The organism is Brevundimonas sp. FV1ps31S, assembly GCF_058681265.1.
On sequence record NZ_CM178735.1, the window covers coordinates 1,173,174 to 1,189,726 of the forward strand.

The 16,553-nt window shown below is 67.9% G+C and carries 18 protein-coding genes; 5 read left to right on the forward strand and 13 right to left on the reverse strand.

Annotated features, from left to right (window positions below; all coding sequences use genetic code 11):
- Window positions 1-33 precede the first annotated feature (33 nt).
- The 7 genes from ACVPT3_RS05395 to ACVPT3_RS05425 all read right to left on the reverse strand — a co-directional run bounded on the left by ACVPT3_RS05395 (window position 34) and on the right by ACVPT3_RS05425 (window position 6,544).
- Window positions 34-1,395 (reverse strand): ABC transporter permease, encoded by a 1,362-nt coding sequence (locus ACVPT3_RS05395; RefSeq protein ID WP_492043167.1) that lies wholly within the window; start codon window positions 1,393-1,395, stop codon window positions 34-36.
- The gene (locus ACVPT3_RS05400; protein WP_492043168.1) at window positions 1,392-2,336 is read right to left on the reverse strand and encodes an ABC transporter ATP-binding protein; all 945 of its coding nucleotides are present in this window, start codon (window positions 2,334-2,336) and stop codon (window positions 1,392-1,394) included. The genes ACVPT3_RS05395 and ACVPT3_RS05400 overlap by 4 nt, the downstream gene beginning before the upstream one ends.
- Window positions 2,337-2,411: 75 nt before the next feature.
- Entirely contained in the window at window positions 2,412-4,298 is a 1,887-nt protein-coding gene (locus ACVPT3_RS05405; protein WP_492043169.1) for a CocE/NonD family hydrolase, read from the reverse strand.
- Window positions 4,299-4,364: 66 nt separating this feature from the next.
- Window positions 4,365-5,000, reverse strand: coding sequence for a M23 family metallopeptidase (locus ACVPT3_RS05410; RefSeq protein WP_492043170.1), 636 nt, complete (start codon window positions 4,998-5,000; stop codon window positions 4,365-4,367).
- A 210-nt stretch (window positions 5,001-5,210) separates the two neighbouring features.
- Entirely contained in the window at window positions 5,211-5,435 is a 225-nt protein-coding gene (locus tag ACVPT3_RS05415) for a YdcH family protein (protein WP_492043171.1), read from the reverse strand.
- Window positions 5,436-5,471: 36 nt separating this feature from the next.
- The gene (locus ACVPT3_RS05420; RefSeq protein ID WP_492043172.1) at window positions 5,472-5,948 is read right to left on the reverse strand and encodes a TIGR02444 family protein; all 477 of its coding nucleotides are present in this window, start codon (window positions 5,946-5,948) and stop codon (window positions 5,472-5,474) included.
- Window positions 5,945-6,544, reverse strand: a complete 600-nt coding sequence (locus ACVPT3_RS05425) for a UbiX family flavin prenyltransferase (protein WP_492043173.1) — start codon at window positions 6,542-6,544, stop codon at window positions 5,945-5,947. The genes ACVPT3_RS05420 and ACVPT3_RS05425 overlap by 4 nt, the downstream gene beginning before the upstream one ends.
- 116 nt (window positions 6,545-6,660) lie before the next feature.
- Between ACVPT3_RS05425 and ACVPT3_RS05430 the strand changes: the two genes are divergently transcribed.
- Entirely contained in the window at window positions 6,661-6,834 is a 174-nt protein-coding gene (locus ACVPT3_RS05430; RefSeq protein WP_008262715.1) for a YdcH family protein, read from the forward strand.
- A gap of 104 nt (window positions 6,835-6,938) precedes the next feature.
- Here ACVPT3_RS05430 and ACVPT3_RS05435 read toward each other — a convergent pair whose 3' ends face one another.
- Complete coding sequence (locus ACVPT3_RS05435; RefSeq protein WP_492043174.1) at window positions 6,939-7,604, reverse strand: DUF1013 domain-containing protein; 666 nt, start codon at window positions 7,602-7,604, stop codon at window positions 6,939-6,941.
- A gap of 220 nt (window positions 7,605-7,824) precedes the next feature.
- On the opposite strand from ACVPT3_RS05435, the gene ACVPT3_RS05440 reads away from it, so the two are divergent.
- The gene (locus ACVPT3_RS05440) at window positions 7,825-8,421 is read left to right on the forward strand and encodes a beta/gamma crystallin-related protein (protein ID WP_492043175.1); all 597 of its coding nucleotides are present in this window, start codon (window positions 7,825-7,827) and stop codon (window positions 8,419-8,421) included.
- Here the strand turns inward: ACVPT3_RS05440 and ACVPT3_RS05445 are convergent.
- The gene (locus ACVPT3_RS05445; RefSeq protein WP_492043176.1) at window positions 8,418-9,389 is read right to left on the reverse strand and encodes an NAD(P)H-quinone oxidoreductase; all 972 of its coding nucleotides are present in this window, start codon (window positions 9,387-9,389) and stop codon (window positions 8,418-8,420) included. The genes ACVPT3_RS05440 and ACVPT3_RS05445 overlap by 4 nt on opposite strands.
- Window positions 9,390-9,480: 91 nt before the next feature.
- Between ACVPT3_RS05445 and ACVPT3_RS05450 the strand changes: the two genes are divergently transcribed.
- Both ACVPT3_RS05450 and rcdA read left to right on the forward strand, forming a co-directional pair.
- On the forward strand, window positions 9,481-9,684 hold the full coding sequence (locus tag ACVPT3_RS05450) for a DUF1192 family protein (RefSeq protein ID WP_492043177.1): 204 nt from the start codon (window positions 9,481-9,483) through the stop codon (window positions 9,682-9,684).
- Window positions 9,685-9,790: 106 nt separating this feature from the next.
- Window positions 9,791-10,306 (forward strand): protease adaptor protein RcdA, encoded by a 516-nt coding sequence (gene rcdA, locus ACVPT3_RS05455; RefSeq protein ID WP_492043178.1) that lies wholly within the window; start codon window positions 9,791-9,793, stop codon window positions 10,304-10,306.
- A 48-nt stretch (window positions 10,307-10,354) separates the two neighbouring features.
- Here rcdA and ACVPT3_RS05460 read toward each other — a convergent pair whose 3' ends face one another.
- Together ACVPT3_RS05460 and rpmE are read right to left on the reverse strand one after the other, a co-directional pair.
- On the reverse strand, window positions 10,355-11,902 hold the full coding sequence (locus tag ACVPT3_RS05460) for a L,D-transpeptidase family protein (protein ID WP_492043179.1): 1,548 nt from the start codon (window positions 11,900-11,902) through the stop codon (window positions 10,355-10,357).
- A gap of 180 nt (window positions 11,903-12,082) precedes the next feature.
- Window positions 12,083-12,307: a 50S ribosomal protein L31 gene (rpmE, locus tag ACVPT3_RS05465; RefSeq protein ID WP_492043180.1), complete on the reverse strand. Its 225-nt coding sequence runs from the start codon at window positions 12,305-12,307 to the stop codon at window positions 12,083-12,085.
- A 136-nt stretch (window positions 12,308-12,443) separates the two neighbouring features.
- Between rpmE and ACVPT3_RS05470 the strand changes: the two genes are divergently transcribed.
- Window positions 12,444-14,327, forward strand: a complete 1,884-nt coding sequence (locus ACVPT3_RS05470; RefSeq protein ID WP_492043181.1) for an ABC transporter transmembrane domain-containing protein — start codon at window positions 12,444-12,446, stop codon at window positions 14,325-14,327.
- 111 nt (window positions 14,328-14,438) lie between these two features.
- Here ACVPT3_RS05470 and ACVPT3_RS05475 read toward each other — a convergent pair whose 3' ends face one another.
- Together ACVPT3_RS05475 and ACVPT3_RS05480 are read right to left on the reverse strand one after the other, a co-directional pair.
- Window positions 14,439-15,467 (reverse strand): glycerophosphodiester phosphodiesterase, encoded by a 1,029-nt coding sequence (locus ACVPT3_RS05475; RefSeq protein WP_492043182.1) that lies wholly within the window; start codon window positions 15,465-15,467, stop codon window positions 14,439-14,441.
- 210 nt (window positions 15,468-15,677) lie between these two features.
- On the reverse strand, window positions 15,678-16,484 hold the full coding sequence (locus ACVPT3_RS05480; RefSeq protein WP_492043183.1) for an inositol monophosphatase family protein: 807 nt from the start codon (window positions 16,482-16,484) through the stop codon (window positions 15,678-15,680).
- Window positions 16,485-16,553: the final 69 nt, after the last annotated feature.

Genomic DNA, 16,553 nt, shown 5'->3' on the forward strand with positions numbered 1-16,553 from the left:
CGCTAGGCGACAGGGAGGGGGCGGAATCGGCGCCTAGGCCCGCCCGCTGATCGCGCGTCCGAACGTCTTCCAGCTCAGCTTCACGTCCGACAAGGCCCCCGCCCGGAATGCTCGTCCGGCGATCCACACCATGAAGGCGGCGGTGGCGAACATGCCGATCAGGGTCAGGACGATCTCGATCAGAGGCGGATCGCTGGGCGCGCGCGCGCTCATCAGGAAGGGGGTGAAGAAGGGAATCCACGACAGCACCTTGACCACCGGCGCATCCGGGCTGGTCAGGGCCATCTGCATGACCAGGATCGGCACGACCAGGATCATCATGATCGGCCCCATCAGGGTCTGGGCGTCGCGCGGCGTCTCGCAGAAGGCGCCGATGGCGGCGAACAGCACGGCGTACATCAGATAGCCGCCGACCATATAGGCGATGAAGTATAAGAACAGGCCGTCGTGCAGCAGCACCTGCCCGACGTCGATCGCCGTCTGGGGCGCGGCCGACAGCAGGCCGAACGCGCCGATGCCGCCCCACACCGCCATCACCGTCAGGGTCAGCAACGCCACGCCCAGCACCTTGCCGGTCAGGATCTCGGTCGCCGAGGCCGAGGACAGCAACACTTCCAGGATCTTGTTCGACTTCTCCTCCATCACGCTGTTCAGCAGGATCGAGGCCCCGGTGATGACCAGCGACCACAGCAGGAAGCCGGCGCCCAGGCCGATGTAGGAGGGCAGGCGGTCGCGCATCGACACCTCGCCGCCGCTGGCCGCATTCGGCGAAAAGGCCTTCACCTCGGGCTTGAAGGCTTCGATCTCCTCGACCAGGGCAGGGGCTACGCCGGCCGCCGTCAGAGCTTGGTCGCGATAACCGGTCCGCAGGGCGTCGCGGACGAAGCCCGCCACCTCGTTGTCATTGGCCCGGCTGGTCCAGACCTGGGCGGCGGGCTTCCCGTCCATACGGTTCAGGAAGACCACGGCGTCGAGGCGGCTTTCCTTGGGCGCGCGCTTGTCCAGGGCCTGCCGAATCGCCGTCTCTCGCGCTTCGCCCGGCGCCGACATGGTGATGACGGATGGAGCCTCGACCAGGCGGATTCTAGGTGCGCTCAACGAGGCTGCGGCGCGGCCGGCGGCGGCCTGACCCTTGGCCACGGCCTCCTGCACCTGTTCGTCCTGGCGATCCCGGTCGGCTTGCAGAGCGTCACGCACCACGGCGGCCAAGCCGGTCGCGGCGGCGCCTTCCTCGATCACCGCCACCGTCTTGATCGGTTCGGCCGAGCGGATCAGCAGGGGGATGCCGCCGCCCAGCACGGCGAACATCGGAAAGGCCAGCAGCGACAGCCAGAAGCCCACGGTCTTGGCGTAGGCCACATATTCGCGCCGCGCGATCAACAAGACGCGTTTCATTGGACCATCTCCTTGACCGCCGGCTGATCCGGATTGTCGCCCGTCAGGCCGATGAAGGCGTCGTGCAGCGTCGGCTCCTTCAGCGCAAAGCCGCGAACGTCCAGCCCGCCCAGGAAGGCCGCCTTCAGCGTCTCCTGTCCGCCCGCGCCGTGCGCCAGTGCGATCTTCAGCCGTCTCGTCTCGCCGTCTTGGGACATGACATCCACCCCGGCCACGCCCGGCAGGGCCGCCGCCGCTTCGGGCGGGATGGCCCCGTCCAGCTCCAGGAATCGCGGCGAGGTCGCCTTGGCCTGATCCACCGAGCCCTCGAACGCCTTGCGTCCCCGCGCCAGCAGCACGACCTTGTCGCACAGCCGTTCGGCGTGCTGCATCACATGGGTCGAGAACAGCACCGTCGCGCCGTTGGCGGCAAGATCGCGGATCATCGCCTCCAGCCCCTGCTGGTTCATCGGATCCAGACCGGAAAAAGGCTCGTCCAGGATCACGAACTCGGGCTGGTGCACGACCGAGGCGATCAACTGCACCTTCTGCGCCATCCCCTTGGACAGCTCCTTCATTTTCTTGCGTTGGGCTGCGCCCAGGCCCTGCTGCTCCAGCATGATCTTCGCGCGCCTCTTGCCCTCGGCGGTCGGCAGGCCCTTCAGCGCGCCGAAGAAGGCGATGGCCTCGACCGGCGTCATCTTCTTGTAGAGGCCCCGCTCCTCGGGCAGGAAACCGATCCGGTCGCGCACCTGGCGCCCGTCGCTTGCGCCCAGGATCTCGATCCGCCCCGACGTCGCGGGCTGCAGGCCCAGGATCATGCGCAGGGTCGAGGTCTTGCCCGCCCCGTTCGGCCCCAGAAACCCGCAGATCGAGCCCTTCTCGACCTGAAAGCTCAGATCGCGCACGGCGTCGAAATCGCCGTACCGCTTGCTCACCCCGTCCAGCGTCAACGCCGCCATGTCGCCTCCCTTGTCCCAGCCGTCAGCCTAGAAGGGGTCGGCAGGGGACGCCAGCGGCTTCGGCGTCGCGCCGCCTTACTTCAGCACCGGCAGGTCGATGTAGGAGGCGTCTTCGCCGGCGTGGTGGATGGCGTTGTCGGCTGTGACGCCCCGGCTTTCCGTCTCGTTCGGGCCGCCGGTGTTCAGGTTGCGGACGAATTTGGGGAAGTTGGAGCTGGTCACCTCGACCCGGATGCGATGTCCCGGTTCGGAGGTGTTGCTGATCGTCATCGGGGTGGGTTGGACCGTCGCCACCTGGCCGGGCGTCAGCGGCGTGGGACGGTCGTAGCCGTCGCGATACCGGGCGCGCATGATGGTGTCGCCCAGAATATAGGCCGTGCCGTCCGGCGCCACGTCCACCAGCTTGACCGCGAAATCGGTGTCCGGCGCCGAGGACGACACCTTCAGCACCGCGTCGATGAACCCGGTGACCTGCATCGGCTCGCTCAGCGGCTCGGACGTATAGACCAGCACGTCATTGCGCGCCTCGATCGGCCGCTGGTCGAAGGCGCCGGCCGTGACCAGGCCGCCGTTGCAGCAGTCGCCGCCGCCGATGGTCTGGACCGGGTTCATCGGATCATAGCGATAGCGGTCCGCCTGTTCGCCCGCCGGCGGGGCCTCAAGGCTGAGGCGCCCGTCGCCGTTCAGGCTGTTGGCCGCCCCGCCCGAGCGCAGATACATCCGCACGGTCTTGACCCCGGCCGGCGGCCACTGGGCGGCGGTGCGCCATTCGTTCTCGCCCATGTTGAAATAGCGGACGTGCGGCGTGCTGTCGGGGAAGGCGCGGCGCTCGCCCTTCAGCCAGCGGTCGAACCAGGCGTGGACCATGGCGTCGCTGTCCAGGCTGGCGTCGCCCAGCGGCCGGTCGCCCGACCTGTAGTCCGGCCCCAGACCGCCAAAGGCGCAGTGGTTGTTGGGCCCGACCACGACATACTGGTTCTCGGCCGCCTCGCGGTCCTGGGTCGTCGAACGGGCGTGGTTGAACAGCTCCATGTTCGGGCCGATGGAGACGTCGTACCAGCTGTTGAACCACAGCGACGGCACGCCCCAGCCCATGTCGTCGTGATACAGGCCGCCCTCGCGCCAGGCCGGATCGGCGGGGGTGCGGGCGATCAGTTCCTCGAACGTGCCTGCCGGCTCGCCCAGGTCCTTCAGCATCTCATCGACGGGCAGGTGGCGGATCTGACTGGGCCAGTTCACCTCGGGCTTCTTGGCGTCCAGGTCGTTGTAGCGGACGATGCGGGCGCGGGTTTCCTGGTCGATGTCCATCGGGATCTGCGCGCGCTGCGGATTGTCGACGCCGTACAGCCAGACGAAGAACAGGTTGCGCGGCACGCCGCCCGTGTACCAGTTGCCCTGTTCCTGGAACCGGCCGACCTTGCCGATGCCGGCGCCCGAGGCCTGGGGAACCATGGCGGCGTGGGCAGGGTGGTTCTGCGCCGCCAGGGCCAGCTGCCATTCCGCCGACGACGAGCAGCCCAGGGTGCCGACCTTGCCGTTCGACCACGGTTGTTCCGCGATCCAGGTCAGGGCGTCATAGCCGTCGGTCTGGGGGTAGCCGAGGATTTCATAGTCCCCGCCCGAGAAATAGCGGCCCCGCTCGTTCTGGATCACGAAGGCGTAGCCCTGTCTGACCCAGCTCAGGGCCGAACGGGTGGTGCGGGCGCTGTAGGCCAGTTCATTGTAGGGCGTCCTGACGAAGACGGTGGGCAGCGGACCGTCGACGTTCTTCGGGCGGTAGATGTTGGTCGCCAGGCCCACGCCGTCGCGCATCGGGACCATGACCGCCATCTGCACCTCGGCGATGCGCGACAGTTCGGTCTGGGCGGCGGCGTCGCTGTAGCGGCCGTAATCCTGGGCTGCGGCGGCGACAGGCGTGGCCGCCAGAATGCCCGCGACGACGGCGGCGACGAATCTGCTCATTACCCAATCTCTCCCGAAAGCCGGGCGAGGTTAGGCCGATTGCGTCCCGTGTCGCAATGTCACGGCTCAGGCCTTCGCCTTCACCGCCACGCCAAAGCCGCGGCCCAACACCTTGGTCGGGTTCACTTGCCCGCCGTTGCGACGGACCTCGAAATGCAGGTGGGGGCCGGTGGAGAAGCCGGTGGAGCCGACCAGCCCGATCCGCTGGCCGGGCTTCACTGCGTCGCCCGTCGCCACGTCTATGCGGCTCAGGTGGCCATAAACGGTGCTGAGGCCGTTGGGGTGACGGACCTCGATGAAATTGCCATAGCCGCCCGCCTCGTAACCGGTGCGGACGATCCGCCCTTCGGCGGCGGTGAAGACGGACGTGCCCTTGGGCGCGGCGATGTCGACCCCCTTGTGCGCGCGGGCGCGGGCCTCGATGGCCAGTTTGCGCAGGCCGAAGGGCGAGTTGATCGCATAGCCGCGCACGGGGGCGGAGAAGACGATCTGACGCATGACCGGTCCGGGGGCCTCGACCTCGGCGCGGACCGGAGGCGCCACCGGCGCCGTAGAGGCGGCCAGGGGCGCCGGCTCAGGCGTTACGCCGGGCGCAGCGGCGGCGGCGAGAACCGCCACGGCCGCAAAGGCGGCCGTCTGGCCGCCATGGATCAACAGGGTCTTGCAACGCGCCAGGGGCGCGTGGGTCAGCAGGCGTCGCATTCGGCGGCGTCTCCAGCGTGTTCACGCTCTGGTATGGCGGGATACGGCGGCCGGACGCGCGTCGCTTCCCTGAGGGAGGCGGGCTTATGCCTATCGGCTGGGGCGACTTTTGGGCCGTCGTCGGGCGGCGGTTCGTCGCAGGCGTCAGGCGCGAGGACGGCACCGAGATATTGCACCGCGGCCCTTCGCCCGGATTCAATCGCACGGCCGTCAGGCGATGATGTCGGGCAGGATCTGGTCCTCGATCTTCACGATCTCGTCCTTTAGGATCAGTTTCTTCCGTTTCAACCGGGCGATCATCAGCTGGTTGGGGATGGCGGTGTCGGAGAGGGCCTGGATCGAGGCGTCCAGCTCGGCGTGTTCGCGCCGAAGCAGGGCGAGGCGGGCGTGCAGGACCGCTTCTTCTTCGCTGATTTCCGGAACGTCGTCATTCATCGTGCAATCCCCGGCGCGCTTATAGCCATGCGCGCCTCAAGCCGGAAGGGCGTCTGCGAGCCGGACCAGGGCGGGACGCGGCGTCACCGGCGCCCAGACGCGGGCTGTGGCCACCAGGGCGTCGATGGCGGGGCGGGGCGAGCCGGCCGTCGTCGCGTCAACGGGAACAAGCGCCTCCAGCGCCTCGAGCAGATGGCGTTCGGCTTCCAGTTCCAGCGCCTTGACGCGCTCGCGCACGGCCTGACGCGGACCGTCGTCTATGTCGGGGATCGGGGCCTTCAGAGTGCGGCGGATCGATCGCAACGGCGCGACCACGACCCCGTCCCAGGCGTGCGCGGTGTCACAGGCGGCCTCCAGGGTCTCGGCGTCCGGCGCCCGGCCCGTCGTGGCGAGCCAGGCGGACCACAGCAGCAGGGGGACGTTCTGGTTGTGGCTGTCCTGCAGCGCCACGCAGGCGTCGCCCACGCCGGGCGCCCCATAGGCGGCGACCGCCCAGTCCCACAGCCCGCTCATTTCAGACCGCTCCAGCGTTGGACGGCGCTCCAATCCAGGCCGAAGAGGTCCAGGCTCCGGCCCACCGACTGGTCCACCATCTCCATGATCGACGCCGGGCGGGCATACAGGGCGGGCAGGGGCGGAGCGATGATCGCCCCCATTTCGGCCAGGGCCGTCATCGTCCGCAGATGTCCCAGGTGGAAAGGCGTCTCGCGCACCATCAGCACCAGGGGACGGCGCTCCTTCAGGGTGACGTCGGCGGCGCGGGTCAGAAGCGACGAGGTGACGCCGGTGGCGATCTCGCTCATCGTCTTCACGGAACAGGGGGCCACGATCATGCCCAGAGTCTTGAACGAGCCCGAGGCGATGGTGGCGCCGACGTCGGCCAGCTTGTGAACCACCGACGCCTTCGACATCAGGTCGTCCGGGGACAGGTCGGTCTCCTGCGACAATGTGAGCAGGGCGGCCTTCGTCACCACCAGATGGCTCTCGACCCCCAGGTCCTTCAGCGCGTCCAGCACGCGCGCGCCGTAGATTGCTCCGGAAGCCCCTGAAATTCCGACGACCATTCGATAGGGAGGCTTGCGTATGGCTCCGTTCACATCATCGACCATTTTTGGGGTCAGCCTCCGTCGGGTTCGGCTAGGCGGGCCGTCACCGGAATGTGATTCCACAGCCCGCCAAACCGGGCGCTCACTCTACTGGTCCCTAACCTAAGGAGGCGCAAGCCATGACCATCGAGGCTCGTATTCGCGAACTGGGTAATCGTCATCGCACCCTGGATCAGACGATCCAGAAGGAGCTCACCCGTCCGTCCGTGGACACGTTGCAGGTCAGGGAGCTGAAGCAGAAGAAGCTTCGGCTGAAAGAAGAAATCACCAGTCTGGAGGCGCGGGCCCACTAGGGCGCTCGACCTCCCGAAATGACGACGGCCCCGGAGAGCGATCTCCGGGGCCGTTTTTATAAGTCCTCATCCTCGGGCTTGACCCGAAGGTGACGGAATCAGGATCAGTCCTTCGTCCCGAACACCGACTCCGCCGTGGGCTCGGCGCCGGGGCGCTGGCGGGCTTCCGGCACGAACTCGGGTTCGGCCTCGACCTCCTCGACGGGCTGCAGAGTGCCGCCGCCCTTTTTCAGGTCGTCCTTGGTCTTCTTGTCGGCGGCCTTCTTGACGATCTCGTCCAGGGCCAGCTGACCGACCAGGCCCAGGGTCACGGGATCGACCGGCTTGATATTGGCGCTGTTCCAGTGGGTGCGGTTGCGCACGCTCTCGATGGTGGACTTGGTGGTCCCCAGCATCTTGGCGATCTGGGCGTCGGTCACTTCCGGGTGGTTGCGCACGAACCAGGCGATGGCGTCCGGGCGGTCCTGGCGACGCGAGACCGGGGTGTATTTCGGCGCCGGCTTGGCCGACTTCATCAGTTCGGCGTGACGGCTGACGATGGCCTTCAGGCGATAGTTTTCGTCGGCCTGGGCCTTGTCCAGTTCCTCACGCGTCAGTTGACCGCCGGTGACGGGATCGACGCCGCGGATGTCGCGGGCCACGTCGCCGTCGGCGATGCCGCGCACTTCCAGCGGATGCAGGCCGCAGAAATCGGCGATCTGCTCGAAGCTGAGAGAGGTGTTGTCGACCAGCCAGACCGCAGTGGCCTTCGGCATAAGAATGTCGCTCATGGGGCGTTCGTCCCGGAATGGTGGGGCCGCCGAATGGGGGTTCGGCTGGCGTTGGATACGACGGCGCCCGGCCTTTCGACCGGGCGCTTATGGTTTCGATATAGGCCTATTCGCCCGAAAAGAAAACGCCGCCGAACATTCACGTACAGCCAAGGTTCATGTGCGCTGGGGCAACCTTCGCGTTATTAGAGGCTTTCGCCTTTGGGAGAGGAGAACCAACATGTCCATTCTGCTTGGCGCCGCCATGGCCGCAGCCTTGGCTTCGGGCCAGGACGTCACCGCACAGCGTGTCGCGCCGCGCGGCAGCTATACCCGGTCCTGCACCGAGGCCTATACAAACCGGGGCCGGCTTTACGCCGATTGCCGCGACATCCGGGGCCAGATTCGCGGCACCTCGATCGAGCTGGCGCGCTGCGGCAATGAGGAGATCAGCAACGACAACGGCCTGCTGGTCTGCGGCCGTTTCCGCGGCGAGTACGAAGACAGCCAGCCGAGTCGTCCGGGCGGCGGCAACGGAGGCGGCGGTTGGGGCGGTGGCAACGGCGGCGGCTGGGGTCGGTCGTCCATCACCGTCTACGAGAACTCGAACTTCCGCGGCGCCTCACGGGAATTCACCGGCGAGGACCGCAACCTTGGCCGGACGCCCTTCAACGATCGGATCAGCTCGGTCCGGGTTCAGGGGCGTTGGGAAGTCTGCACCGACGCCGAATTCCGCGGTCGCTGCCGCATCGTCGAAGGCGAGATCCGCAATCTGAACGGCGGGTTCAACGACAGTATCTCGTCGATGCGCCCTGTTCGCGGCGGCGGTCGCAACTAGGCGGTCAGTACGAACTTGCCGACGTGATCGCCCGCTTCCAGCGCGCGATGGGCGTCTGAGGCCCGCTCCAGCGGAAAGGTCGCCTGCACCGGCGGCCTGACTGCCCCCGACACGATCCACGGCCAGACCGTCGCCTCAACGGCGGCGGTCAGTCGGGCCTTTTCGTCGGCGTGGCGGCTGCGCAGGGTCGAGCCGGTCAGCACCAGCCGTTTCAGCATGATCCGCATCAGGTCGACTTCGACCTTGGAGCCGGACAGCGAGGCGATGACGACCCACCGCCCGCCGGGATTCAACGCCTTCAGGTTCATCTCGGCGTAGTCGCGTCCCACCATGTCCACCAGCACGTCGGCGCCGCCCGCCTCGGCGATGGCGGCGGTCAGGTCGTCGGTCCGCGCATCAAGGCTGACGTCGGCGCCCAGGGCCTTGGCCGCCGCGGCCTTGTCGGCCCCGCGCGAGGTGGCGATCACCCGCGCGCCTGCGGCCTTGGCCATCTGGATCGCCGTCACGCCGATGCCGCTGGTCGCCCCGTGGATCAGCAGCGTCTGTCCCGCCTTCAGTCCTCCCGCCTCGAACACATTGGCGAACACGGTGAAGACGGTCTCGGGAAGGACAGCCGCCTGGGCGTAGTCCAGTCCGGTCGGGATCGGCAGCACATGGCGGGCGTCGACGGCGGCCCGCTCGGCATAGCCGCCCCCGCCCAGCAGGGCGCAGACCCGGTCGCCGACGGCCCAGCGCGTCACGCCTTCGCCCACGGCCTCGATCTCGCCGGCCACCTCAAGCCCCAGTATGTCCGAGGCGCCGGGGGGCGGGGGATAGCCGCCGTCTCGCTGAAGTAGGTCGGGACGGTTGATCCCCGCCGCGTGGACGCGGATCACGACCTGGCCGGCGCCGGCGGTCGGATCGGGTCTCTCGGCGATGGTCAACGCCTCGGCCGGGCCTGATCCGCCCTTGATCTCGATGACCCGCATGTCGCCTCCGCTTGCAATCGTCCGTGTCCGGGCGTTCAGATAGGGGCTCCGGCCCGCTGTGGCCACGACAGGACGATGAAAGGCGACGAAGATGTTCGAGGATCTCGAGCCCCGCCCGAAGCGTGGAGAGGCGCTGACCATGATCGGTCGCGAAGACCTTGACACCTATTCGATCGAGGATCTGGACGAGCGAATCCAGGCTCTGGATCATGAAATCCAGCGGACGCGCACCGCCATCGAGGCCAAGAAGGCCAAGAAAAGCGCCGCCGATTCCCTGTTCAGCTTCCGCTCCTGATCGCCCTCGCCTCAAATCCGTGGCATGACGGTTGCAGTCCTGACGACAAACGCCCCGCCTTGGGTCAAAGTCAGAACGAGCGTCCGAACCCATGATGATGTCCCCCATGACCCTGAGCGATTCCCAGAGCACGGGCTCCACGGCCGACCGCGGCCGCAAGGTTCAGGATTTCACCCGTTCCGAACTATTTGACCGCACCTTCCGCGAGGGCATGGAACTGGTCGAGGACACGGCCGCCTATCTGGACGGCGAGGGACGCCGCGATTCCAAGATGCTGTCGCGCGCCGCCGCCCTGGCCTATGCCGCCGAGAGCATGAAGCTGACGACCCGCCTGATGCAGATCGCCTCATGGCTGCTGGTGCAGCGGGCCGTGCGCGAGGGCGACATGACGCCTGAAGCCGCCTGCGAGCCCCGCTACCGGCTGAACGACCGCAAGATCGAGAGCGAGCCCAGCCACGCTGATCTGCCGATCGCCCTGGTGGAATATCTGGTCCGGTCCGAAAAACTGTTCGACCGGGCCCTGTACCTCGATCGCCGCATGTACCTCGACGTTCAGGAAAAGACGCCGCAGAACCCGGTGCTGAGCCAGATGGGCTTGTTGGAAGCGGCCTTCAAGGGTTGAGGCGACCAGCGTCTCCCTCCCCACAGGGGGAGAGAGAAGATCGTCACCCTACGGCCCGACGTCGTTGGCGTCGCGCCGGCCGTCGTCGATCGGCTTGGGCAGACTGACGGCGATGCCCAGAGCCTGAGCCAGCTTGTCGTCACGGCCGTAGATGTCCTCACGGAACGCCACTCGCCCCTGGCCGTCTACGAAGGCGGTCCAGTAAAGCAGGCGCACGGTGATTTCGCGGCCGGTGGTGACGCGGGTGGTCTCGCGCGTATCCTGGGCCGTGTCGAACTCGGCCAGCTTGACCGGGTCCGGCGACAGCAGCAGCCGGGCGAATTCGACCGCGTTCTGAACCCGCACGCAGCCGTGGCTGCGCTGGCGCATGGACAGGTTAAAGGCCGCCTTGGACGGGGTGTCGTGCAGGAAGATGGCGTAGCTGTCGCGAAGCTCGAACTTCACATAGCCCAGGGCTGACTTCGGTCCAGCGCGCTGGATCACCGTTCCATCTCTGACGAACATGTCGTTGGCGGCCAGATAGCCCGGCCCCTTGGGCAGGATCTCGCGGCGCGCGATCCCGGCCGGGACGTACCAGGGCGGATTGGCGACGACCGAGGCGAAGGGCTTTTCCAGGCTGGGGGTCTGGTTCTCGGCCGAACCGACCACGACTCGGTTGGAGTGGACCGGCTTGCCGTCCTTCCAGTAGACCATGATGGCGGCGGCGGTATTGACCTCGATCCGCTCAGGCGCGACGTCGCGCTTCAGCCAGCGGCGGCGTTCCAGGTTCAGGGCGATCTGGCGCGCGCGATCCTCGGCCGAGGCCGACAGCGACCGCTGGGTGCCCGTTCCGATACGCCCGTCGGCCGCCAGCCCATGCCGGAGCTGGAACCCCTGCAACGCCTGCTGCAACTCGTAACCATAGGTCAGGCCCTGCGCCTTCAGCCGCGCGCCGTCCGTCGCCGTCAGGTCCCCCTCGGCCGTCAGACGGTCTATCAGCGCCGGGACGCGGCGGTCGCTCATGTTCGGCTCGAGGGTCGGACCGGCCGGGAAGACGGGCCAACCGCCCTGGGCCGCCAGGCGACGATACCGGACATAGCCCGCCGACAGGTTCTGGTAGCCCATGTCGGTGGGCGCCAGGCCTTCGAACCAGTCCAGCAGCAGATTGCGGGCCAGGGCGTCGCTCATGCCGCGCGGCAGGTCCACGCGGTTCTTCTGCATCTCCCACAGGTCTTCGACCGTCTCCGGCCGAACCTTGCCCTCGGCCAGGATACGTCCATAGGCCAGGGCGGCTGCGGTGGTGCGCAGATCGGAGGAGGCGCGATCGGCGGCCAGGCCGACGAAGTCGAAATAGTCGCCCGCCGACAGGCCGTGGCGCTCCGCCCGGCCCGCGACGGCGTTCAGCGCCCGCATCCGCTCGGCGTTCCACACCGGCCGCCAGCCGTTCATCTCATAGAAGGCGCGGACGTCGGCCTGCTGGGTCTCGGGCAGACGCGAAATCTGGTCATTGAAGCTGTTGTAGAAGGCGGTCGCCTGCGGAGCGCGCTGCACCGTCACCTGCTGTGCGCGCGCTGTGGAGGCGAGGGCCATGGCCGCCGTCGCGACGCCCAGACCCATTTCCCGTCTATTCATAACCTGTCCGCTTCTCGATGGGTCGATCCCCGTGAACCGACGCCCGTACTGCCGTATCCGAACGCCGGCTACGTTACCGACGTTCCGGACAAACAAAAAGCGCCGGTCATCCGACCGGCGCCCTTCGTGATCCGATTGCCGCGATGTGTCGCAGCCAGGACGCGCTTACTTCTTGATGAAGCCGGCGAACTTGTTGTTGAAGCGCGAAACGCGGCCGCCGCGGTCCATCAGGTGGGCGTTGCCGCCGGTCCAGGCCGGGTGGGTCGACGGGTCGATATCCAGGTTCAGCGTATCGCCTTCCTTACCGTAGGTCGAACGGGTCTGGTAGGAGGTGCCGTCGGTCATCACCACATTGATGAAGTGGTAATCGGGGTGCGTGTCCGCTTTCATGGTCGTCGTCCGGTCTCTGGCGCGATGACGATGCCGACCGTCGCTGCGCATGAAATGAGAAACCCGCCAGAAAATCCGGCGGGAATGAGGGGCGGCGTTTACACCGGGGGGCGTTCCGGGGCAAGAGGCAGTCGAAATGACCGATCAGACCGCCGCCCCCGCCCGTTCCGCAAGCATTCCCGCGGGGCGCGCCTCAGGCGCCGGTGCGGTCGAAGGCCGCCCAAGCGCCGGCGCCCTGCTGGCCGAACAGATGAGCGAGGCGGGCGAGAAACGCGCCAAACGCCGCGACATCCGCCCCTTGGCGCGCCTGATTCCCTATGCGCTGCGGCACAAGGGTCATGCCCTGATGGCGGTCTTCTGGCTGCTGTTGTCCACCACGGCCTCGCTGGGCCTGACGGCCCTGGCGCGCGGGGCTATTGACCATGGGTTCGAGGCCGGCGGGGCCAATCTGAACATCTGGTTCCTGCTGCTGGGCGCCAACGCCCTGTTCCTGGGCCTGGCCACCGCCGCCCGCTACTTCTACGTGACCCGCACCGGCGAACGCGTCATCGCCGATGTCCGCAAGGGCCTGTTCGGCCGCATCCTGACGCTGGACCCGTCCTTCTACGCCCAGATGCGTACGGGCGAGGTGCTGTCGCGCCTGACCACGGACATCGCCCTGGTCGAGACGCTGATGACGACCTCCATCTCCTATGCGTTGCGCAACTTCCTGACCCTGATCGGCGGTGTGATCCTGCTGTTCTTCGTCAGTCCGAAATTGACCGGCTTCGTCCTGCTGATCGTGCCCTTCCTGCTGGGTCCGATCTTCATCTTCGGTCGTAAGGTCCGCAAACTGACCGTCGCCTCCCAGGACCGGTTCGCCAACGCCGTGGGTTTCGCGGGCGAGAGCGTGGACGCCATCGAGACGGTCCAGGCCTTCGGGCGTGAACGCAGCGCCATCGCCCGCTTCGGCGCGGCGGTCGAGGACGCCTTCTCCGCCTCGCTCACCCGGATGCGCGCGCGGGCCTGGATGACCGCCCTGATCATCGTCGTCATGTTCGGCGGCGTCACCCTGGTGCTCTGGCTGGGCGCGCAGGACGTGGTGGCGGGCGTCATGACGCCGGGCGCCCTGCTGCAGTTCGTTCTCTTGTCGGTCTTCGCCGCCGGCGCCGTGGGCGCCCTGGGCGAGAGCTGGGGCGATGTGCAAAAGGCCGCCGGCGCCATGGAGCGGATCGAGGAACTGATGCGGGCTACCCCCGACATCGCCCCGCCGGCCCAGCCCACGGCCTTGCCGTCGCCGCCGCGCGGCGAGGTGTCGATGTCGGCTGTCGGTTTCTCCTATCCCGGCCGCCCCGACCTGCCGGCCCTGAAGGGGTTCAGCCTGACCGTGCGGCCGGGCGAGACCGTGGCCCTGGTCGGTCCCTCGGGCGCCGGCAAGTCCACCGTCTTCCGCCTTCTGCTGCGCTTTTATGATCCCCAGACCGGCGTGGTCTCGGTCGACGGCGTCGATGTGCGCCAGGCCGATCCCGTCGCCGTGCGCGACCGTTTCGCCTGGGTGTCGCAGGAAACGCCGCTGTTCTCCGGCTCGGCCCTGGAAAACATCCGCTTTGGCCGTGAGACCGCCACCCTGGAAGAGGCCCGCGCCGTCGCCGAAAAGGCCCAGGCCCTGGGCTTCATTGACGCCCTGCCGGAAGGCTTCGACACTCCGCTGGGCGAACGCGGCAAGAGTCTGTCCGGCGGTCAGCGCCAGCGCTTGGCCATCGCCCGCGCCTTGGTCCGCGACGCCCCTATCCTGTTGCTGGATGAGGCGACAAGCGCGCTTGATGCGGAAAGCGAGCGGCTGGTCCAGGCCGCCCTCGATCAGGCCATGCAGGAACGCACCACCCTGGTCATCGCCCACCGCCTGGCCACGGTGCTGCGCGCCGATCGGATCGTCGTCATGGAAGACGGACGGGTGGTGGAGGAGGGGACGCACGCCGAGCTGGTGGTCAAGGGCGGCCTCTATTCGCGCCTCGCCGAACTCCAGTTCAGGGCGGGGTGAGCCTGGGGATGCAGGTTGATCTGCTCCCGCTCAACCGGGCCAGACCGTTGCCAGCCAGGCCCGTGCGCGCCTCGTGCCTACAGCCGGCAGCCAGAGCCTCGGCTCAAAAAATCAATGGCTTTGTCGCGCCAAGGCCGGAAAGTCGCTGAACACTGCGTCCACCCCCGCCTCGGCGAAGGCGGCGGCGTATCCCGCCATGTCGCCGTGCTCCGCAAAGCCTTCGCCCCGCCGCCGCTCGACGGGCAGAAAGGCGTTCTCGGCCCTCAGGGTCCAGATCACCACCTTCAGCCCCGCCGCATGGGCGTCCGCGACCAAGGCGCTCGGCGCGGTCGTGCGGCCCTCGGCGTCGCGCGGCAGGACCAGGGTCATCTCCGGCGCGACCCAGTCGGCATAACCGGCCATGGCCTTCAGCCCCTGCGGCGTGATCATCTGGGCATAGGTGACGTCCGGCCGGTCCGCCGGTCCGCCCGCGCTGCTGACCAGCTGGGCCAGGGGCGTGTCGATCCGTGTCGCCAGCCGCTCCAGCGGCCCGACCTCGAAACACTGGATGATGATCGGGGCGTCGGCGCCGGTCAGGCCCAGCCGTTCCAGTTCGGCGACGAAGCGATCCTCCATCGGCAGGCCGATCCCGGCGAAATAGGTCGGGTGCTTCAGCTCGGGCCCCACCGCAATGGTCCGGCCCGTCCGGGCCGAGGCCTCGCGGGCGATGGCGACCACCTCGTCGAAGGTCAGGATCGGCTCGCGCCCGTCATAGGCCGCGCTGCCGGGCCGGAAGGCGGGCAACCGCTCCTTGGCCCGCAGCGTCTTCAGCTCGGCCAGGGTGAAGTCCTCGGTGAACCAGCCGGTGGTCGCAACCCCGTCGATGGTCTTGGTGGTCTTGCGATCCGCGAACTCCAGCCGCTCGCCCACATCGGTCGTCCCGCCGATCTCGTTCTCGTGCCGGTCGATGAAGACCCCGTCCTTCGACAGCACCAGGTCCGGCTCGATCACATCGGCGCCCTGTTCGACCGCCAGTTCATAGGCCGCCCGCGTATGCTCCGGCCGTTCGCCCGAGGCCCCGCGATGGGCGATGATCAGCGGCTGGGCCACGGCAGGCGTTCCGACGAGGAGGGCGAGGGCGGTGACGATGGCGCGGATCATGCCCCTTGGATACGGGCGGCGCGCGACAAGCGAATGACGACGGCGTTTCTCCCTCCCCCTGCGGGGGAGGGAGGCGAAGCGTAGCGGAGCCGGGTGGGCCGGGCCGGGCGACGTCCCCCAGACCTGATCGCGCGCCAGCCTTGCCGCCCCCACCCCGTCGCTTCGCGACGCCCCTCCCCGGTCGGGGAGGGAGAGGCGGCTGTGTGAGCCTCAGGACGCCTGAAGCACCTTGCGCAGCTGCGGATGCAGGTCGCTGTTGCTGGCCAGGATCGACACGCCCGTCTTGGGATCGCCGTCCGCCTCGATGGTGGTCACCGATCCGCCGGCCTCGGTGACGAACAGGATGCCCGCCGCCACGTCCCACGGCTTCAGGCCGCGCTCATAGAAGGCGTCATAGCGGCCGGCCGCGACCCAGGCGAAGTCCAGGGCGGCCGAGCCCAGGCGGCGGATGCCGGCGACGCGCTGGCCGATGGCGTGGATGTCCTTGATGGCCTGGGCGTGGCCCGACTTGCCGATGAAGGGCAGGCCGGTGGCGATCAGGCTCTCCGACAGGTCGCGACGACCGGCGACGCGGATCCGTTGATCGTTCAGATAGCAGCCCTTGCCCTTCTCGGCCCAGAACAGCTCGTTCATCACGGGGTTGTAGGTCACTCCGGCGACGATCTCGCTCGACCCGTCGGGGCTGCGCCGCTCCAGCCCCACCGTGATGGCGAAGTGGGGCATGGCGTGCATGAAGTTGGTCGTGCCGTCGATGGGATCGACGATCCAGGTGTGGGACTTGTCCGTCCCCTCGATCATGCCGCGTTCCTCGCCCAGGAAGCCATAGCCGGGGCGGGCCTTCATCAGCAGTTCGTACAGGGTGTCTTCGGCCTTCAGGTCGGCCGCCGTGACGAAGTCGCCGGGCCCCTTGCGCGACACCTGCAATTGAGAGACCTCGCCGAAGTCGCGCAGCATGGGGCGGGCGGTCTTGCGCACCGCGTCGAGCATGACTTGGAGCAGGGCGGAAGCGAGGGCCATCGGCGGATCTCCTGGTCCGCATGTCCTGAAAAGGCCCCTTCTGTGGGGCCCGGACATGCGGAGAAGTTC